This window comes from Haloarcula sp. DT43 (assembly GCF_037078405.1).
GTDB classification, from domain to species: Archaea; Halobacteriota; Halobacteria; order Halobacteriales; family Haloarculaceae; genus Haloarcula; species Haloarcula brevis.
Map to the genome: position 1 here is coordinate 301,128 of NZ_JAYMGZ010000002.1, position 18,668 is coordinate 319,795.

Annotated in this window: 21 protein-coding genes and 1 tRNA gene; 7 read left to right on the forward strand and 15 right to left on the reverse strand. The window is 67.2% G+C overall.

Annotated elements, in window-relative coordinates:
• Positions 1-224 precede the first annotated feature (224 nt).
• The 5 genes from cofG to VI123_RS08830 all read right to left on the reverse strand — a co-directional run bounded on the left by cofG (position 225) and on the right by VI123_RS08830 (position 4,960).
• Positions 225-1,331 (reverse strand): 7,8-didemethyl-8-hydroxy-5-deazariboflavin synthase subunit CofG, encoded by a 1,107-nt coding sequence (gene cofG / locus VI123_RS08810; protein ID WP_336337688.1) that lies wholly within the window; start codon positions 1,329-1,331, stop codon positions 225-227.
• Positions 1,332-1,364: 33 nt separating this feature from the next.
• Positions 1,365-1,988 (reverse strand): 2-phospho-L-lactate guanylyltransferase, encoded by a 624-nt coding sequence (gene cofC, locus VI123_RS08815; protein WP_336337689.1) that lies wholly within the window; start codon positions 1,986-1,988, stop codon positions 1,365-1,367.
• Positions 1,988-2,764 carry a hypothetical protein gene (locus VI123_RS08820; protein ID WP_336337690.1) on the reverse strand — a complete coding sequence of 259 codons (777 nt, stop codon included), beginning with the start codon at positions 2,762-2,764 and terminating at the stop codon, positions 1,988-1,990. The genes cofC and VI123_RS08820 overlap by 1 nt, the downstream gene beginning before the upstream one ends.
• A complete protein-coding gene (locus VI123_RS08825; protein ID WP_336337691.1) occupies positions 2,742-3,923 on the reverse strand; it encodes a tubulin/FtsZ family protein in 1,182 nt (393 codons plus the stop codon). Before VI123_RS08825 ends, VI123_RS08820 begins: the two co-directional genes overlap by 23 nt.
• 137 nt (positions 3,924-4,060) lie before the next feature.
• Positions 4,061-4,960, reverse strand: coding sequence for a complex I NDUFA9 subunit family protein (locus tag VI123_RS08830; protein ID WP_336337692.1), 900 nt, complete (start codon positions 4,958-4,960; stop codon positions 4,061-4,063).
• A 118-nt stretch (positions 4,961-5,078) separates the two neighbouring features.
• Between VI123_RS08830 and tmk the strand changes: the two genes are divergently transcribed.
• Complete coding sequence (gene tmk / locus VI123_RS08835; protein WP_336337693.1) at positions 5,079-5,663, forward strand: dTMP kinase; 585 nt, start codon at positions 5,079-5,081, stop codon at positions 5,661-5,663.
• Here tmk and VI123_RS08840 read toward each other — a convergent pair.
• Positions 5,660-5,980 (reverse strand): hypothetical protein, encoded by a 321-nt coding sequence (locus VI123_RS08840; protein WP_336337694.1) that lies wholly within the window; start codon positions 5,978-5,980, stop codon positions 5,660-5,662. The genes tmk and VI123_RS08840 overlap by 4 nt on opposite strands.
• Positions 5,981-6,036: 56 nt before the next feature.
• Positions 6,037-6,267, reverse strand: a complete 231-nt coding sequence (locus VI123_RS08845; RefSeq protein ID WP_336337695.1) for an Lrp/AsnC family transcriptional regulator — start codon at positions 6,265-6,267, stop codon at positions 6,037-6,039.
• A 139-nt stretch (positions 6,268-6,406) separates the two neighbouring features.
• On the opposite strand from VI123_RS08845, the gene VI123_RS08850 reads away from it, so the two are divergent.
• Together VI123_RS08850 and VI123_RS08855 are read left to right on the forward strand one after the other, a co-directional pair.
• Positions 6,407-7,093: a potassium channel family protein gene (locus VI123_RS08850; RefSeq protein ID WP_336337696.1), complete on the forward strand. Its 687-nt coding sequence runs from the start codon at positions 6,407-6,409 to the stop codon at positions 7,091-7,093.
• A 1-nt stretch (position 7,094) separates the two neighbouring features.
• A complete protein-coding gene (locus VI123_RS08855; RefSeq protein ID WP_336337697.1) occupies positions 7,095-7,325 on the forward strand; it encodes an Lrp/AsnC family transcriptional regulator in 231 nt (76 codons plus the stop codon).
• A gap of 38 nt (positions 7,326-7,363) precedes the next feature.
• Here VI123_RS08855 and VI123_RS08860 read toward each other — a convergent pair whose 3' ends face one another.
• The 4 genes from VI123_RS08860 to VI123_RS08875 form a co-directional block, all read right to left on the reverse strand.
• A complete protein-coding gene (locus tag VI123_RS08860) occupies positions 7,364-7,876 on the reverse strand; it encodes a DUF5813 family protein (RefSeq protein WP_336337698.1) in 513 nt (170 codons plus the stop codon).
• Positions 7,877-8,147: 271 nt separating this feature from the next.
• Positions 8,148-8,232 (reverse strand) — tRNA-Leu (locus VI123_RS08865).
• Positions 8,233-8,458: 226 nt separating this feature from the next.
• Entirely contained in the window at positions 8,459-8,800 is a 342-nt protein-coding gene (locus VI123_RS08870) for a ferredoxin (protein ID WP_336337699.1), read from the reverse strand.
• A 57-nt stretch (positions 8,801-8,857) separates the two neighbouring features.
• Positions 8,858-9,643, reverse strand: coding sequence for an MOSC domain-containing protein (locus VI123_RS08875; RefSeq protein ID WP_336337700.1), 786 nt, complete (start codon positions 9,641-9,643; stop codon positions 8,858-8,860).
• 167 nt (positions 9,644-9,810) lie between these two features.
• On the opposite strand from VI123_RS08875, the gene VI123_RS08880 reads away from it, so the two are divergent.
• Complete coding sequence (locus VI123_RS08880) at positions 9,811-12,144, forward strand: amino acid permease (RefSeq protein WP_336337701.1); 2,334 nt, start codon at positions 9,811-9,813, stop codon at positions 12,142-12,144.
• 21 nt (positions 12,145-12,165) lie between these two features.
• On the opposite strand, the gene VI123_RS08885 is transcribed toward VI123_RS08880, so the two are convergent.
• The 3 genes from VI123_RS08885 to VI123_RS08895 all read right to left on the reverse strand — a co-directional run bounded on the left by VI123_RS08885 (position 12,166) and on the right by VI123_RS08895 (position 14,950).
• A complete protein-coding gene (locus VI123_RS08885; protein ID WP_336337702.1) occupies positions 12,166-12,714 on the reverse strand; it encodes a peptidylprolyl isomerase in 549 nt (182 codons plus the stop codon).
• Between the two features lie 167 nt (positions 12,715-12,881).
• Entirely contained in the window at positions 12,882-13,814 is a 933-nt protein-coding gene (locus tag VI123_RS08890) for an alpha/beta fold hydrolase (protein ID WP_336337703.1), read from the reverse strand.
• A 50-nt stretch (positions 13,815-13,864) separates the two neighbouring features.
• Positions 13,865-14,950, reverse strand: coding sequence for an anthranilate phosphoribosyltransferase (locus VI123_RS08895; RefSeq protein WP_336337704.1), 1,086 nt, complete (start codon positions 14,948-14,950; stop codon positions 13,865-13,867).
• A gap of 109 nt (positions 14,951-15,059) precedes the next feature.
• Between VI123_RS08895 and ahbB the strand changes: the two genes are divergently transcribed.
• The 3 genes from ahbB to mptA all read left to right on the forward strand — a co-directional run bounded on the left by ahbB (position 15,060) and on the right by mptA (position 17,757).
• Positions 15,060-16,097 (forward strand): siroheme decarboxylase subunit beta, encoded by a 1,038-nt coding sequence (ahbB, locus tag VI123_RS08900; RefSeq protein WP_336337705.1) that lies wholly within the window; start codon positions 15,060-15,062, stop codon positions 16,095-16,097.
• A gap of 45 nt (positions 16,098-16,142) precedes the next feature.
• Positions 16,143-16,742, forward strand: a complete 600-nt coding sequence (locus VI123_RS08905) for a HalX domain-containing protein (protein WP_336337706.1) — start codon at positions 16,143-16,145, stop codon at positions 16,740-16,742.
• 85 nt (positions 16,743-16,827) lie between these two features.
• Positions 16,828-17,757 carry a GTP cyclohydrolase MptA gene (gene mptA, locus VI123_RS08910; RefSeq protein ID WP_336337707.1) on the forward strand — a complete coding sequence of 310 codons (930 nt, stop codon included), beginning with the start codon at positions 16,828-16,830 and terminating at the stop codon, positions 17,755-17,757.
• Between the two features lie 72 nt (positions 17,758-17,829).
• Here the strand turns inward: mptA and VI123_RS08915 are convergent, their stop codons facing one another.
• Entirely contained in the window at positions 17,830-18,636 is an 807-nt protein-coding gene (locus VI123_RS08915) for a TrmB family transcriptional regulator (protein ID WP_336337708.1), read from the reverse strand.
• Positions 18,637-18,668: the final 32 nt, after the last annotated feature.

The window sequence follows — 18,668 nt, forward strand, 5'->3', positions numbered from 1 at the left end:
CAACCGCTCACGTGTTCACGGTGTGACACTGAGAGAGTGGGCCACGGTTGGGCACCGACCGCGGCCGACGTGGTAGAGTATCTCGCCTGGACCTGCTGTCAGAGGCACGTCCAGGCATGAAATATATTGGTGCCCCAGCGTACGTGTAGATGAAGCCTAGACAACTAGGTGTTTGTTACCGAGAACTCGCTCGACCGTGACGACTGTCCACGAACAGCCGAGAGTCACAGGGTTACCGGATTCACGCCGCGGTCCAGTATCGACCGGAACCGCTCGCCGGCGTCGTCCTCGGCTCCGATGGCGGCCTCGATGGGGGCCGAGAGCCAGCCGTCGTCCACGAACCGCTCGTAGACGGGCAGTCGCTCCGTGAGGGGCACGTCGGCGGCGTCGGCGACGGCCGTCAACTCCCTGAGGGCGGGCCACTCGTACTCGGGGTTGATGTGGTCGACCGTGACCGGCGAGACGCCGCCCAGGTCGTCGATGCCGCAGTCGGTCAGGTCACGGGCGGGCGCGAGGTTCGGCGGGACCTGCACGGACACCGCCTCGGGCAGTGCCGCGCGGGCCATCGCCGTCACCCGGCGCATCGTCGCCAGGTCCGGGGAGCCGCCCTGCCAGCGCTCGTTCTCGACGACCGGCTGGACGATGACCTCCTGGACGTGGCCGTACCGCTCGTGCATCTCGCGGATGGCCAGCAGGCTCTCGGCCCGGTGGTGCCAGTCCTCGCCGATGCCGACGAGGATGCCCGTCGTGAACGGGACGCCGAGTTCGCCGGCCACGCGGAGCGTGTCGAGCCGCTGGCCCGGCGTCTTCGACCGCGGGCCCCCGTGGGCCTGAACCTCGGTGGTGGTCTCCAGCATCACGCCCATCGAGGCGTTCAGGTCGGCGACGTGCGCCATCTGCTCGCGCGTCTGGTCGCCGGGATTCGCGTGGGGGAGCAGCCCCTCCTCCAGTGCGATTTCACAGGCCTCCCGGAGGTACTCGTGGATGGAGTCGTGGCCCCACTCGGCCAGCTGGTCGTGGATAGCGGTGTACCGGTCGTCGGGGTCGTCGCCGAACGTGAACAGCGCCTCCGTACAGCCGGCGTCGGCCCCGCGGCGACAGGTCTCCCGGATTTCCCCGGGGGCCATCAGCTCCGCCTGTCCCGGCGGGTCGTAGTACGTGCAGTACGTGCAGGTGTACCGACAGGCAGTCGTCAGCGGCAGGAACACGTTCCGGCAGTAGGACAGCGCCGACGCCGACTCGACATCCTCGGGCATCACGGACAGGACCCTCTCGATGTCGGCGTCGGACACCTCGATGTCGACGTCGTACTCGTCCGTGCCGGGTATCACGTCACGGGGTCTGCACCCCAGGGACAAAAACCTTCACTCGCGGCTCACGGCCACACGGCCGTCTGTGAGCGACAGACTGAAACCGGCGGCCGCGAGCCAGTCGGCGGCCGCGCCGTCGCTGTGGAGCAGCACTTCCGCGAGGTCCCCGGGTTCGTCGATGTCGGTCGCCAGCCGCCGGGAGTCGACCTCGGCGACGCTCGCGCCCACGTCCCGGGCAATCCGTCGGTGGTCGCGTATCGACGCGCCGTGGTAGTCGACCCCGAACTCGGGGTGGCGACAGACAAAGGCGTTCGTCCCGCCGCCCAGTCCCGGAGCCAGCACCACCGCCGCGTCCGGGGCGAGGAGCCGCTCGATGCTCTCTGGAGTCACGAGCGGCAGGTCCGCCATCACGACCGCGAGCGTGCCGCCGCCGTCGGTCACCGTCGACGCGAGCAGGTCGTTGACGAGGTCGTCCAGGCCGCGGTCGTCGACGGTGACCGGCGCGGCACAGTCGAGCGGTGCCGTCGAGACGACCTCCGGCTCGTGGCCCGCCGCCGTCGCCGCCGCGACGACGTCCGCGAGCATCGCCTCGGTGAACTCGCGGCGCTCGGTGGGCGAGAGAACGGCGGCAAGCCGCGTTTTGGGGTCAGACCCCGAGACGGGGACGACGAGACGCATTACAGCTTGGAGTAGTCGTCACCGCTCATCTGGGTGTACGCGTAGTAGCCGCCACCGGCCAGCAACAGGAGGACCACGATTCCGCCACCGACCATGAGCAGCGTCCGCTGGGTCTGGGCGCTCTGCTGGGCCTGCTGGGCCTGGCTCTCGGCCTGTCCGGCGAGATCCTGGGCGTTCTGGAAGTTCCCGTTCTCGTAGGAGGAGATGGCGCTCCCGACCAGTTCCTCGGCGTTATCGTTCCCGCCGGCCGCGTCGATTGCGGCCTGTGCGTCGTCGATTGCCTGCCTGGCCGCCTGGCTCTCCTCGGTGTAGTGGTGGGCGGTGTCGTTGCGGAACTCGTCCTCGTTGTTCCCGCTAATGCGACTGAGGGCGGCGACCTGGTAGTTCTGTGCCGGCTCGTAGGTGTAGTTCGAGACGGCCGGGGTCGTCCCGACGAGTTCGATGCGGACCTGGTCCCCGTTGTCGTCGATGTCGAGGTCCTGCTCAAAGGACTGGTCGCCGTAGGTCTCCTGGTCCACCTGGTCGCCCGCGCGCAACACGGTGACCGTCCAGCCCACGTTCTCGAGTTCGGTCGACCCGGAGAGCGTCCACTCGTTGGGGGCGTCGGTGAACGGGTCGTCTATCGTGTACGTCACTGAAACCTCTTCGTCGACGGCCGACTCGGTGGGGACTCCGTCGGCAGAGACAGAGAACGCGCTCGCTGTGCCGGCGGTCGCGAGCAGCGCGACAACACAGAGGAGTGCGGCGGTCTTGTTAGAACAGCGGATCAAGTTCATCTTCGTCGTCTTCGACCAAGTTCTCTAAGTTATCTTCGCTTTGGTTACGGATGTCGTCGATGTTGTCCTGTGCCTCGATGGCGACCTGCTGGAGTTCCTTGATGCGTGGAACGTTGTGGACACCGGCGAGCAGGATGGACGCGGCCACTTTCGGGGCGTTGGTCGGGTAGTCGCCCCCGCGGACCTCCATCGAGCCGGTCTGCTCCTCGAGCCACTTCCGGCCGCGCTCGATTCCCTTCCGGTTCAGGTGCTCCGGCGGCCCGGCCATCACGAGCAGGGCGCGTTCAGCGCCCTCGATTTCACAGGGCAGGGTGAGCCGACCCAGCGCGGCCTTCCGGACCAGTGACGTGATGCGGTTCGTCGTGTTCGCCGTGTCCATCCCGTCGTCGGTACCGCTGTCGCCGCCCTTGAACCGCGAGAGGAGGCCGCCGCCAGAGGAGACCTCGACCTCCTCGGAGGCGTAGCCGACGGTGGAGACGCCGCCGCCGTCGAGCGTGTTGATAATCTCGGAGGAGTCGACGACACTCTCGGCGACGTTGTCGCCGGCCTCGATTTCGCCGGCCCCGAACAGCACGCCGAAGCGGCGGACGATTTCCTCGTTGATGTGGTCGTAGCCGCCCTCGACGGACTCGCCGGTCTGTCGCCAGGCGTCGTTGTCGAACACCATGAGGTTGTCCACCTCGCGCACGAACGTCTGGAAGGAACGGGCGGCGTTCAGCGTGTAGATGCCCCCCTCGTCGCTGCCCGGCAGGACGCCCAGCCCGTACACCGGTTCGGTGTAGATACGCTTGAGGTGTTTCGCGACGACCGGCGACCCGCCCGACCCCGTCCCGCCGCCGAGGCCGGCGACGATGAGGAAGGCGTCGACTTCGTGGACAGGGATGTTGTCGATAGCGCCCTGTACCTCGTCGATGTCCTCCTCGGCGATTTCCGCGCCGAGTTCGTTGTCCGCGCCCACGCCGTGGCCCTTGACGCGGGCCTGGCCGATGAGCACTCGATTCTCCTCCGGAATGTGTTCTAGCCCAAGCAGGTCTGCCTTCGCTGTGTTCACAGCGACCGCAGAGCGGACGATTCCCGAGCCGGTCTCCTTGTCGTACTCGAGGAACTTGTCCACGATTTTGCCACCGGCCTGCCCGAAGCCGATCATCGCCAGTTTCATTATATGGTTCTCCGCTTAAACGGTCAAAGAGCGATAGCGAGTATAAGTGTTTTGCCCGGCTCTCAGCCCTGAAACTTAGACTCAAAAACTAATCCTCCCCAATACGACGCCCTGTAGGAGGTGGCTACTACCGGCGCTTACCCGCGGAGATATCCGCTGAGTGTCGTTAGAGAGCTACTACTGACGCCGAACGCGTCGATGTCGTTCGTGGCCGGACTGTTATCGAATTTGAGCGAGCGGTACTGGTCGGCCCCCATCGGGAACCCGACGCTGCCCAGAACCGAAAGTCCGACTTTGGCCAGCGGCATCGGGAGCGGCACGACGCTCACCGACGACCCCTCGGCGTCGTACACCTGGTTGGTCACCTCCCTGAGCGTCAGCACCTCCGGCCCGCCGATTTCGTACGTCTCGCCGACGTGGGTCTCGGACTCGATACTGTCGACGAGCATCGGCACGAGGTCGCCGACCCAGATGGGCTGGAACTTCGTCCGCTTGCCGCCGCCCGGGAGCGGGTACAGCGGGACGCCGGGCGCGAACATCCCCTTGAGACGCTTCGTGAAGGAGACGAACTCCCCGCCGTCGCCGAAGACGACCGACGGCCGGAAGACAGTCCAGTCCAGCGAGGACTCCGTGACGACGTCCTCGGCCCGGCCCTTCGCCCGGATGTAGTGCGTGTCGCCGCCGGGGTCCGCCCCCAGCGCGCTCAGCTGGACGAACCGGTCGACGCCGTGTTCCTCGGCGGCTCGCACGCTGTTTTCGGTCCCGCCGAGGTGGATGCGCTCGTGCATCCTGTCGCCGCCGTCGGGCTTGAACAGGGGCGACAGGGCCACGAGGTAGTACACCGCGTCCTGGCCCTCGAACGCCCCCTCGATGCTGTCGTACTCCGTGACGTCCCCGGCGACGGTTTCGACGCTATCGGGGAGCGTCGCGTCCTCCGGTGACCGGGACAGCGCGGTCACGGCGTGGCCCCGGTCGTCGAGTTCACGGCACAGGTGCTGCCCGATGAATCCAGTCCCGCCAACGACAAGTACGTCCATGTCGACCCGTACGGCGGGTACGCCCGTAAAAGTGCGTATCCGACCGGGCCGCTGTCTGTCCCTCTCGACGAGTTCCGTCGGTCGGGGCGCTTACGTCCCCCCACACGGATTGTGAGGTATGCTCGTCACGCTCGAAGGACTGGACGGGAGTGGGAAGACGACCGTGTGGGAACGGCTCCGAAGCGACGACGCGGTCCCCGACGGGGCCGTGTTCACGCGCGAACCGACCGACTCCTGGTACGGGGACGCCGTCCAGCGCTCCATCGACGACGACGGCGCGGACTCGCTGGCCGAACTGTTCCTCTACACGGCCGACCACGCCGCCCATCTCTCGGAGACAGTCCGACCGGCGCTTGAGGAGGGCCGACTCGTCGTCTCCGACCGCTACAGCGATTCGCGGTACGCCTACCAGGGTGCCACGCTCGCAGCGAGCGAGACGTTCGACGACCCGCTGGGGTTCGTCCGGGAGGTCCACGCGCCCTGGACCCGGCCGCCGGACCGGACCGTGTACCTCGACCTCGACCCCGAGACTGCCGCACGGCGAAGCGGCGCGACGAACAAGTTCGAGACCGCCGACTATCTGGCACGGGTTCGTGACAACTACGAGCGCCTCATCGACGCCGACCCCGAGCGGTTCGTCCGCGTCGACGCGACTGCCGACCCGGACACCGTGTACGAGCAGGTCCGGGACGCGATAGTTTAGTCCATCGACGCCGGCAGTTCGACCTCGTCGGGGGCGGGCATCCAGAAGTAGTCGAACGTCATCCCGACGGCGAGGGGGATGACGACGGTCACGAGGATGACGGCCGTCTGGCTCCCGAGGTCCGCGCCGAGGCTGAACACGCCGCTCAACACCAGGAGGAGGACGACCATGACTACCGGACAGAGGAGCAGCGAGTAGACGATACTCCCCCATTGCGTGTGCAAGCGAACGCGGAAAAAGCGCGTCATGAGCGCCGTCACGGCACTGTTGACCAGTACGATGACGAGCAGGCCGACGATACCGGCGACACTGACCATACCGCTCGTAGGACGGCGAGTCCCTTTGCCGTGTCGAAACGGGTCGGTCGCCCCAGTCACTCAAGGCACATGTACGTGCGCGTGTCGGCGACGCCGTCGAGGTCCCGGACGTGGGTCGCCACGGACTGCATGATGTCGTACACTTCCGTGCCCGTCGCCTCGGCGATGATGTCGTACTGGCCGGCGACGATGTGTGCCTCGGTGATGCCTTCGGCCGCACGGACCGCCGCGAGCAGTTCCTCGGATTTGCCGGCAGCCGTCTTTATCATGATAAACGCACTGACCATGTCGTGGTATGTAGTGTCATGGCGCGAAAAAGGTTCCGTCACTGGAACGAACGCGTCTGTCCGCCGGTGGCGGCCTCCAGGTGTCCGGCGGTTCCGCTGCGTGGGTACTTTTATTCACCCCCGTGCCATAGGGGTGTGTATGCGATTCGTTATCGTGGGTGCAGGTCGTGTCGGACTGCGGACGGCTCGCGTCCTGCAGGAGAGTGGCCACGAAGTCGTCCTCATCGAGCGCGACGAGAGCGCGGTCGAACGCGCACGGACGGCCGGCTTCGAGGTGATTGCGGGCGACGGGGCCATCGAGGAGACGCTCGGCGAGGCCGACCTCGACGCCGCCGACGCGCTGGGCGCGCTCACCGGCGACCTGAACGACAACTTCGTCGCCTGCATGATAGCCAAGGAACACGGCTGTCGCACCGTCATGCGCATCGACGAGGACTACCGCGAGGAGATTTACCGGCGCTACGCCTCTGACGTGGACGAGATTATCTACCCCGAACGGCTGGGGGCCATCGCCGCGAAGAACGCGCTACTGGGCGGGAACATCCGTGCAGTCGCCGACATCGCACAGAACCTCCAGCTCGTGGAGTTCACGATTCAGGCCCAGTCGCCGATGGAGGGGTACTCGCTGTCGGAGCTGGAACTGCCCTCGGACTCCCGGTTGATGGCCCACGGGAAAGGCGAGGCCCCGCTCGCCATCCCGGACCCGGACGAGACGCTAGAGGCCGGCGACCGGGTCGTGATACTCGCGGACTTCGGGACGCTCTCGGACGTCCGGAGCATCGTCGTCGGCGAATCGGGTCGCGCGACCGCGCTCGGAGGTGCCTGAGATGGTCATCGCCTACGTGATGGTCAAGGCTCACACCGGCGACGCGGACCGCCTGAAAGCCGAAATCGAAGCTGTCGACGGCGTCGTCGAGGCCCACATCGTCGCCGGCGACGTCGACTTCATCGCCAAGGTCGAGGTGGAGACGCCCGCCGAAGTCAAAGACGTCGCGGCGACGCACATCCAGGACATCCAGGGCGTCGAAACCACACAGACCTACATCGCGATGGACTGAGCGGCGCGGCCGCGGTTTTTCGTCCACAGACGAGATAGCTACAGCGGCGTGCCGCCGCGGGTCCCCTCGCTCCCGCCGGTGCTCGCCGAGTCGAGCAGGTCCGCCACGACGCCGACGTAGTCGTAGCCGGGAACGACCCCCTCGACGTACGTCCCCTCGACGTACTCGACGAACGTCTTTGCGATGTCGGCGGCCTCCCGCTCCCCGCCCATCGTGTACTCGAAGGTCACGACGACCTGTTCGCCGTCAGCGACGACGCTGTAGTCGTCCAGTTCGACGGCGATGCGGGTCGCCTTCGGCGCGTCCTCCAGCCGCCGTTCGAGCGTCTCGAACCAGCCGTCGACGACGGCGTCGCCGACTTCGTCGCTCGTCGCGGCCTGTAACGACGGCACCGTGACCGTGACCTCGTAGTTCGTCCGCCAGTCCTCGCCCTCGCTGGCGGTCACTCGCCCGTCGAAGTTCGTCGTCTCGACGGCGTAGCCGTCCCCCGCTGGGACCAGCGCGTCGTGTCGGTCGAACGCCTCGGCGACGTCGTCTGGCACGTCAGTCATTAGGCTGGGATAGGCCGCAGGCGTCCAAAAGCGCGTCGTGTCCGGGCGGGTCCCGGTCTCGATGGGCCGGCCTCCCGCCGGCTGTCACCCAAGTGTGCCAAGCCGGTGTGTGTCGGGCCACAGACTGTGGCACGGACGAGTGCACGCCGCTCTCCCGTCCACTCCAGATGCGAGAAATGGGATTCGAACCGAAATCAGACGTACTCCGTTGCGTGCGACTGATAGGCCTCGAACCCCGCACGAATCGCTCCTCACGTCCGTTCGTCGCAGATGCGAGGGATGGGATTCGAACCCACGGACCCCTACGGGAGCGGGTCTTAAGCCCACCGCCTTTGGCCAAGCTCGGCTACCCTCGCGCAGATTGAACTCTGCGGGGGCTAGTGAATGGTCCTTTCGATATCCCTGTGGCAAATGTGCCACGCCGGCGCTACACGTTGAAAACACCGACCCGGACGAATCATACGCTTCTGCATCACGAAACCGTTCCGCGAACGTGCTGTGCGGGGTTCGACCGGGGCGAGTGAGAGCGCGTGCGTCGGTCGGGGCGGACGGGGCTGACTCCACCCCGACGCCGGACGGCGGCTACCAGTCGACCGAGAGGGTGCCGTCGCCGTTGGGGTCGGGGGCGATTTCCTCGTTGGTTCGGCGGTCGACGACGTGGATGATGCCTCGGTCCTTCTTCGCCGGGCAGGCCTCGGCGGCTGCGACGTTGTGCTCCAGTTCCTCCTCGCCGAAGAAGTACGCCTCGGGCTTGGCGATACCGGTGTCTATGTCGAGGGTCCAGTTGCGCGACTTCTCGGCGCACTTGCCCGCGCCGAAGCACTTGTTGGCCTCGAAGATTATCTTGTAGGGCTTCTCCTCGACCGGGGGGCCGTCCTGTTCGCCGATTTCGCTCGGGTCGACGTGGTCGTCCGCGTCTGCCATTACCCACCGTTGGTGGCGGACTGTCTTTCGATTGTCGGTCTCGCCGTCGGGGACTCGCTACGTCTCGGCCGCCGGCACGACGTCGACGGGGTCCCCGACGGCCAGTTCCGCGCCGCGGTCGGCCTCGGGGACGCGGGCGATGAGCATCAGTGTGTAGCAGTGGTCGAAGGCGTCCCGGTCGGCCCACTCCGGAAACGTCTCCCGCCGGCGTTCGACGAACCGCTCCCGGAACCCCGGCGTTTCCTCGCCGGTGTCGGGGTCCCGCTGGGGGACCACGCAGCGACCGCAGGGAGTCACGCCCTCGAACCGGACGCCGCCGGCCCGGAAAGCGGGGGCGTCCGCGCCGACGAAGCGGTCCTCCCAGAACGCCGGGACGCCGCCGACCTCAACGTTCGCCCGGAGTCGCCGTCGCAGGCCGTCGACGGTCACGGCGTCGAACCACGACGCCACGGTTTCCAGCGTCGCAGTGCTGATAACCGACGGCCCCATCTCGCGGCGGTCGACGTAGCCCAGCGTCTCGTCGCGCTCGACGGTCAGGGTCACGTCGAAGAACGCACCGAGCCACTCTGCCGCTTCCGAACGGGCGCGCTCGTCCCGGAGGTCGAACACTGCGCTGTCGCCGTCGGTCGTGACCGAGAGCGTTCCCGTGTCGGGGTCGTAGTCGGCGTCGACGTCGTGGACGCGGTCGGTCCGCTTGCCGTTGACCACGTCGCCGCCGTCGTCGAACATGGCGAACTCGCGGTCGTGTGCTAGCGTGCCGCCCGGCCGTATCGATACCGATTCGCAGTCCATGCCGTCCAGCGCCTTGACGGGGTAGACGGTGAGTCGCTCGACGTGTGCCACTGTCACCGGGTTCGGCGGCCGGGCCTATAGCAGTGTTCCGTTCCCGCCCGCAAGCGAAATCGACACGACGGCGTCGCCCCGTCGGAACCCGGAACGACAGCGGGTGTTCGGCCAATCCTCTGAACGATACTATTACGTATCGACTGGAGCAATCAGTTGCCAGACGAATGGTTGAGCACACCCGAACGCTAGATTTCAAGATCGCGTTCGCAATCGGGCTGGGGACGATGATCGCCGCCGGGATCTTCTCCCTGTCGGGTACCGCCGTCGCAGCGATTGGTTCGAGCGCCGTCATCGCGTTCGTCATCGCCGCCGTCATCGCGGGCGTCACCGCCGCCGCCTACTCCGAGTTCGCGTCGGTCTACTCCGAGAACGGCGGCGGCTACCTCTTCTGCTCGCGGACTTTCGAGGACCGGGACCTGCTGACCTACAGCATCGGGATGTCGCTGTTTCTCGGCTACACCGGCACGACGGCGTTCTACCTCGCGACGATGGACGAGTGGGTCGTCCGGTTCATCCTCCCCGAAGCGCTTCACTTCCTGCCCCACGGCACCGCCGGCGTGACGACCGCGGTCCTGCTCGGCGTCCTCAACGCCCGCGGGACCGAGGAGAGCGGGAGCTTCCAGCTCATCGTCACGGGCGCGAAGGTCGCCGTCCTGCTCGCGTTCATCGGCGGCGCGTTCGCCTTCCGTGGGCCCTCGGCGGCCGTCGGTACGTTCGCCGGAAACTTCGGCGGCGGCCCGGTCGACATCCTCGCGATATCCGCACTGGCCTTTATCACCTTCTTCGGCTTCTCGGCCATCGCGGCCAGCGCCGGCGAGATAATCAAGCCCAAGCGGACCGTCCCGCGCGCCATCGCCGCGAGCATCATCACGGTCACCGTCCTCTACGCGTTCGTCATCGTCGCGATGGTGAACTCCCCGATTCCCGCGGAGGTCATCGCACAGGAGGGCGAGACGGCGATGGGTCGGGTCGCCGCCTCGTTCCTCGGGAGCATCGGCGAGAGCCTCATCGTCGCCGGGGCCATCTTCTCGATGGTCTCGGCCTCGAACGCGTCGATACTCGCCGCCAGCAGCATCGGCTCGCTGATGGGGACCCGCGGGCAGGCTCCCCGGCGGTTCTCGCGCATCCACCCCGACTACGGGACTCCCTCCTGGAGCGTGGCGACCGCGACGGCGACCATCGTCGCGCTCATCGTGTTCTTCATCGCGCTGTTCCCCGCCGAGGGCGGCCTGCTGGGCGGGCTCGGCCTCCACCTGGGGCTGAACGCCCTGACCGGCTTCGCGACGCTGAACCTCCTGTTGCCGCTCGCCGTCGTCAACGTCGCGCTCATCTACTCCCGGCGGCGGTTCCCCGACATCACGCGGGGCTTCCGCGTCCCCGGCGTCCCCGTCGTCCCGGTCATCGGTGTGCTGGCGAACCTCGGGCTCATCTACAACCTCCCGACCAAAGGCGTCGTGACTGGACTCGTACTGACGGGCGCGATGGTCGTCGTGTACCTCGCCTGGGGCGGCGCGCCGGAGACCGAGGACCTGCTTCGGGAGGTGGTTCCGGAGACGCCAGCGTCGAGTGCGGCGACAGCAGGAGCCGAGGCCGAATCGGTCGCCGGGGCCGGCGGCTTCCGGGTCCTCGTCCCCGTCGCACGCCCGGACCGGGCCGCCCGCTACGTCGAGCTCGCCGCGGCGCTGGCGAAGGTGTCCGACGAGGACCCCATCGTCCACGTCCTCAACGTGACGCAGGTGCCCGACCAGACGCCCTGGGAGTCCGTCCAGGACACTGCGAAGGCACGAACCGAGCGCATCCGGTCGGAACTGGGGGACGACTACGGCGTCGACCTCCTCATCGAGGGCCACACCTGCCGCGACGTGGCCTTCGACATCCTCCAGACGGCGCGCGACGACGACGCCGACCTCATCCTCATGGGGTATCCCGAACGCCATCAGGACGTGACCGAGACCGTCGAGCACGAGGCCCCCTGCGACGTGTTCTTCGCCGACAAGACCACGTCCGCGGACGACCTCGGCGTCATCAACATCGGCGCGGGCGGCGGCCCCCATCACCAGGCCGTGCTCCCGCTCGTGAACGCGCTCGGTCAGTTGGGGAGCGACCTCCACCTCATCAACGTCAGCACCGACGACGAGGGGGCAAACGAGGCGTCGGGGACGACGCTCGACGCGCTCGAAGGCGTCGAGACGACGCAGGTCCACAACGTCCGGGCCGGCACCGTCGCGGACGGCCTCGTCGAGACCGCGGCGGAGAACGGCGGCGTGCTGGTCATCGGCGCGTCCCGGGACCGCTGGCTCAGACAGGCCCTGTTCGGGAGCACACCGGACGAGGTCATCGCGCTGGCCGCCGACCGGGACGTGCCGGTCCTCGTCTACGCCAGCCAGACCGGCGTCTCCGGCCGGCTGAGCGAGCGGCTGTTCCCGGTCACGCGGTACCTCAGAAAGCGGCTGTCGCGGTCGGGCCGGAAACAGGGGTCCAGCCCCGACTGGAACTAGCTCGGTCCCGCGTGCGATGCCTTATCGGTGAATCTCGACCGATTCGAGCAGCATCTCCTCGGTCGGCGCGTCGTTGCGGTCGGTGTCGACGCTGCCGATGGACTCGACGACGTCCATCCCGTCGACGACCGTCCCGAAGACGGCGTGTTTGCCGTCGAGGTGGGGCTGGGCGTCGAGGGTGATGAAGAACTGCGAGCCGTTGGTGTTCGGGCCGCTGTTGGCCATGCTGAGCACGCCCGGGCCGTCGTGGGTGAGGTCGTCGTGGAACTCGTCGTCGAAGGAGTAGCCGGGACCGCCGCGGCCGGTGCCGGTCGGGTCGCCCATCTGTATCATGAAGTCGTCGATGACGCGGTGAATCTCGACGTCGGTGTACAGCGGGTCGATGCGCTTCTCGCCGGACTCGGGGTCGGCCCACGCGCCGGTCCCCGGGCCGATTTCGGTCCCGTCGTAGTCGTCGGCCCCCTCGGCCAGGCCGACGAAGTTCTCGACGGTGGTCGGCGCGCGCTCGTCGTACAGTTCGACTTCGATGTCGCCCGCTGTCGTGTGGAGAGTCGCGGTCAGGTCGCTCATACCCGGTCGGAGGGAACCACGGCAGAAAAGCCTACCCACTGACCGAGAGTTCAAGTACCGGGACGCGGGCACCCCCGCCGTGTCCTGACGAGTGACCGCGTGGCGTCCAGCGGGTGTCCGACACGCCGCCACGCGCCGAGACGTGTCGGCTGTTCGCTATTCTGCGGCTACGGCAGGTGCGACAGTAGCAGGTCCGACACCCGTTCGGGGGCGTCGAACTGGACCCAGTGGCTCGCCGCCGGGAGCCGCTCGACCCGACAGTCCGGCACCCATTCGTCGAGGTCCCGTGTCAGAGCCAGCGAGAGCGCGTCGTCTTGCACGCCCCAGACGAGGAGCGTCGACGCCGTCACCGGGCGGTCGCCGACGCCGCCCTGCGTGAGCGTTAGTTTCGCGTTCCGACGGGCGAGCGCCCGGTAGTAGTTGACCGCCGCGGTGAGCGCTCCGGGCTGTCCGAGCGCCCGCTTGTACCGCTGGACGTCTGTCTCGGTGAACGCGTCCGGGCGGGTCGGCCCGTCGGTCAAGAGACGGTCAACCGTGGCGAACCCGTTCCGGCGGAGGCTGGCCTCCGGAAGCACGGGTAGCTGGAAGAACAGCACGTACCACGACCGCAGGAGCTGGTCGACCGAGCGGCGGAGTTCGCGCTCGTAGGCCGACGGGTGGGGCGCGTTCAGGACCGCCAGCCGGTCGACGACTTCGGGCCGGTCGATGGCGGTCTGCCAGGCCACCAGCCCGCCCCAGTCGTGGCCGACCACGTGGGCCCGCTCGCGGCCGAGCGCCGAGACGAGGCTGGCCACGTCGGCGACCAGTTCGTCGATGTGGTAGGCGGCGACACCGTCGGGCTTGTCAGAGTGGTTGTAGCCCCGGAGGTCCGGCGCGACCACGCGGTAGCCGGCGTCGGCGAGCCGCGGGAGCTGGTGCTTCCAGGCGTACCAGAACTCCGGAAAGCCGTGCAACAGGACGACGAGGTCGCCGTCCGGCGGCCCGGCGGTCACGGTGTGGAGCCTGATGCCGTTGGTGTCGACCAGGTCGTGGATGCCGGGGGTCTCCGCGGCGGGGACTGTCCACCCCGTGCCGTCACGAGCGCTGGCGTGTTGTCCCATCGAACCGCCTTCGCCCGCGCCGTAGAAGTGCGTTCCGTTCCGCTGTCAGGTTAGAAGTCCCTGAGGTCCTCGAGCGTGTCGCCGGCGCTGCCGTCGGCAATCGCATCGCGGGCCTGTTCGAGGCCGGCACGAATGCTGTCGGCGTCCTCGCGGGCGTAGATGCGGAGCGCGGCGTTGAGCGCCACGGCGTCGGCGAAGCCGTCCTCGCGCTCGCCGGTCAGTACGGCCTCGGTTATCGCCGCCGACTCCTCGGCCACATCCTCGACCTGCAGGTCCTCGCTCTCGATGTCCATGCCGTACTCGCCGGTCCGAATCTCGAAGTCCGCGATGTCCTCGTCGTCGGACTCGTCGCCCGCGACGGGCCACTCGGCGACGATGGTCTCTCCGGGGCGGACGTCATCGTAGCCCTCCATCCCCTGGAAGAACAGGGCCCGTTCGAGGCTGCTGGTCTCGGACTGGACGAGCGTGCGGACCATCTTCTTCGCGAAGGCCAGGTGGTAGAAACTGCCGAGGTGAACGCTGGCGTCGGCCGGGTTCGCCAGCGTCTCGACGGTGTTGACGAAGGTCCGGACGCCCATCTGGTCGCGGCGGTCGAACAGGGCGTCGATGCCGGGGTTGAACGCGGGCTGGTAGTAGAAGCCGAAGCCAACGTCGTCGACCATGTCGGCGCTCTCCTGGGGCTCGATTTCGGTTCGGACGCCGAGTTCGTCCAGGACGTGCTTGTAGGCGTCCTGCTTCTGTGTCGGAACGCGGTCGCCGGAGTGAACGGCGACGGGCGTGCCGGCGGCGGCGGCGACGACGCCAGCGGCGACGCCGAGAATCGCCGAGCGACCCTTTCCGTCGTAGTTGGCTCCGCAGTCGACCGGGTCGGCGTCCGGGGCCGCTGTCTCGACCGACTCCTCGGCCATCACGTCGACGTACCCGCCCAGTTCCTCGGGGGTGTTGCGCTTCCAGCGATTGGCGAGCCAGAACGAACCGAGCGTGGTGTGGTCGGGTTCGCCGGCGAGGATTCGCTGGAACGCCTCCCGGGCTTGGTCGCGGGTCATGTCGTCGGCCGACTTCGGTCCCGAACCGATGACCTCGGTCACGAGTCGTTTGAGCGGCCATTCGCCGTACTCCCGGGTCGCTTGTGCCATGGAAACGTGTTCGGGCCAGAGTTCAAAAGCCCCTGTGTTTCGTTCTCAATTTGTGGGAACCAGCGACGGTCCCGAAAGGGATACACTACTTGGTGCCCAATGATACGCAATGAGTCTCAAGTCGGGTGAGTGGCGCGAGCGCATCGACGAGGTCGACGCCGCGCTCATCGACGAGTTCCAGAGCGACTTCCCGATTCGGGAACGCCCGTTCGAGGCCGTCGGCGAGACGCTGGGGGTCTCGGCGGCGACGGCGCTCGACCGGGTCGAGGCGCTCCGTGACGACGGCATCTTCCGTCGCTTCGGCCCGGTGCTCAATCCGCCGGTCATCGGCTCCTCGACGCTGGCTGCCGTCAGCGCCCCCGAGGACCGCTTCGACGAGGTCGCCGAGGTAATCAACGGGTACCGGCAGGTGAACCACAACTACGCCCGCGACCACGAGTGGAACATGTGGTTCGTCGTCACCGCGGGGTCACGACAGCGCCGCGACGAGATTCTGGCCGAAATCGAGGAGCGAACCGGCTGTTCGGTGCTCGTCTTGCCGATGTTGACCGACTACTACATCGACCTGGAGTTCCCGGTCGTCAACGGCGACCGCTTCGCCCGGGAGAGCCTGGAGGCGACCGACGCCAGCGCCACGCGGATAAGCGAGGACGCCGCCGCCGACCTCTCGGACTTGGACCGCCGATTGCTGCTGGAAATCCAGACCGGTTTCCCGCTCGTCGCAACCCCTTACCGGGAGGTGGCGGCGGCCGTCGACGCCGACGTGGCGGACGTGCTCTCGGCCATCGAGCGCCTCCAGCGGACCGGCTGTATCAAACGCATCGGCTGTGTCGTCAACCACATCGTCACCGGGTTCGACAACAACTGCATGGTCGTCTGGGACGTGCCGGACGACGCGCTCGACGAGCGGGGGGAGGCCGTCGGCGAACTCCCGTACGTCACGCTCTGCTATCACCGGCCGCGCCGCCAGGACCAGGACTGGCCGTACAACCTCTTTACGATGATTCACGGCCGCGAAGCGGCGGTCGTCGACGAGAAGATTGACGAACTCGCGGCCGAGCACCTGCCCTACGACCACGACCGGCTGTACTCGACGGCGACGCTCAAACAGACCGGGGCGCGCTACGACGACATCGTCGGCCAGTAGGGCGGCCGGAACCCTTTTGCAATTCTGTTATAAATGTGCTAGCTAATGTCAAAGAGTCGGCCAGCGACGGTCCTCGTCGTCGACGACGAACGGGCGGTGGCCGACGTGTACGCGGAGCAGTTGCAGGACCGGTACACGGTCGAGACGGCCTACAGCGGCGAAACTGCCCTCTCGAAACTGGACGCCGCGGTCGACGTGGTCCTGCTGGACCGCCGGATGCCGGACCTGTCGGGCGACGAGGTGCTGTCGGCGATACGCGAGAAACGCCACGACACGCGCGTGGCGATGGTGACCGCCGTCGACCCGGACTTCGACATCATCGAGATGCCCTTCGACGATTACGTCATCAAACCGGTGTCGGGGGCGGACCTGGTCGAGACCGTCGAACAGTTGCTCCTGCACGCCGATTACGAGGAACGCCTGCGCGAGTGCTACTCGCTCACGGCGAAATACGCCGCACTGGAGGCCTCGAAACCACCGTCGGCCCTCGCAGAGAACGAGGAGTTCACCGAACTGAAGGCCGAACTCGCGGAGGTCCGGGCGGAACTCGACGACATCACGGACTCGTTCGACGCCACGGACTTCGAGATGCTGTTCCGGGACTTCGAGACGGCCGACTCGGCCCCGGACAGCACGCAGTCCTGACGTGAGTCGGCGGCCGGTTCGGCACTCACGGCGACCCGCCCGACCTTCCGAAAGCACTAACCGATTCTCTTCCATAGAGTGGGCAATGAGTCAGCAACTCCCGGACGTGCAGGCGTCGAGTCCGGACGTAACGGTCGGTCTCAATCGCGTCGGTGTGACGGGCGTCGAGAAGCTCGTCAAACTGGGGCGTCGTGACCGCGACCCCATCGTGCTCATGGCGGAGTTCGAAGTGTTCGTCGACCTGCCGTCCTGGCGAAAGGGTGCCGACATGTCCCGCAATATGGAGGTCATCGACGAGACGCTGGAGACCGCCGTCTCGGAAGAGGCCTACCGGGTCGAGGACGTCTGTGGCGACGCTGCCGAACTCCTGCTGGAGAAACACGACTACACGACGAAAGCGGAGGTCCGGATGGAAGCGGAGTACGTCACCCACGAGTCCACGCCGGCCTCCGGGATGCCCACGCAGTCGACCGCCGACATCATCGCCTCGGCGACGGCGACGGAGGACGGGACGAGCGAGGAAATCGGTGCCCGCGTCACCGGGATGACTGTCTGTCCGTGTTCCCAGGGGATGTCGGCCTCCCGCGCCCGCGAGACGCTCCAGCAACTGGACGTCGACGACGACGTCATCGAGGAGTTCCTCGAAACCAACCCGCAGGCCGGCCACTCACAGCGGGGCCACGCTACGCTCACCGTCCAGAGCGAGGGCGCGCCCGAGGTCGACCTGAACAAACTCATCGAGGTCGCCCGCGACTCGATGAGCGCACGCATCTACAACCTGGCGAAGCGGCCCGACGAGGACCACATGACCTACGAGGCCCACAAGGACGCCAAGTTCGTCGAGGACTGCGTCCGCGCCCTCGCTGAGGGCGTCGTCGAGACGTTCCCGGACCTGCCGGACGACGCCGTCGTGACGATGAAACAGTCCAACGACGAGTCCATCCACCAGCACAACGCTCACGCCGAGCGGGTGGCGCAGCTGGGCGATTTGCGGCAGGAAGTCAGCGAGGACTGAGCCCAGCGACGTCCTCGGAAATCTGTGCGGAGGGCGCAGCGACCCGCGCAACGGCGGTCGCTCGCCACGCAGTTACGGCGGCCCGACCGGCGTCGCCTCGGCCCAGTGTTCCTCGAACGCCTTGCTGATGTCGGCGGTGAAGTCGGAGTCTTTCATGTCGATGACGCCGAACGTCTCCTCGCGGCCGAGGGGATGGGGGACCTCGATGCAGACCTCGACGCTGTCAAGTAGCTCGAAGGTGGTCCGGATGTTTGGGCTGGCGCGGGCGCTGTAGTTGTCGTAGTGGAAGAGCCGCTCGTAGTACTCGCGGTTGGCCTCGTCGGGCAGGCTCTCGAAGAGGTCCGGTCGGACGAGCAGAGACACGTCCACGCCCCGCTCCAGCGCCGCTTCGAGCTCCTCGACGATTCGCTCCGTGCCCGAGAGGATGTCGACCTGGCGGGCGGGTGCCGACCCGACCATCACTATCTCGTCGTCGGCGGCGGCCAGACGCTCCAACAGCAGGTCGAGCGAGTCCTCGGGGCCGACGGCGGCCGTCCAGAACGGCTCCTCGACGGGGTCGGCCGACTCAAGCTGGGACGAGAGGTCGTCGACGATGTCTTCGTACTGGCCGACCTTCTCCTGGAGTTCGCGTTTCTTGTCTTCGAGCAGGCGGTCAAGCGCCGTGTCCGGCTCGACCGCGACGTATTTCTTGGGCCGGCTGGCGGTCTGGCTGCGGACCAGGTTGTACGTTTCGAGGCTGTTGAGCACGTCGTAGATGCGGCCCATCGGCACGTCGCTGGCCCGTGACAGTTCCTTGGCCGTCGTCGGCCCCGTCTCCAGCAGCGACCGGTAGGCTCTGGCCTCGTACTCGGAGAGCCCGAGGTCTCTGAGACTGGACATACCTCTACATCCGGCCACACCTCTGAAAAACT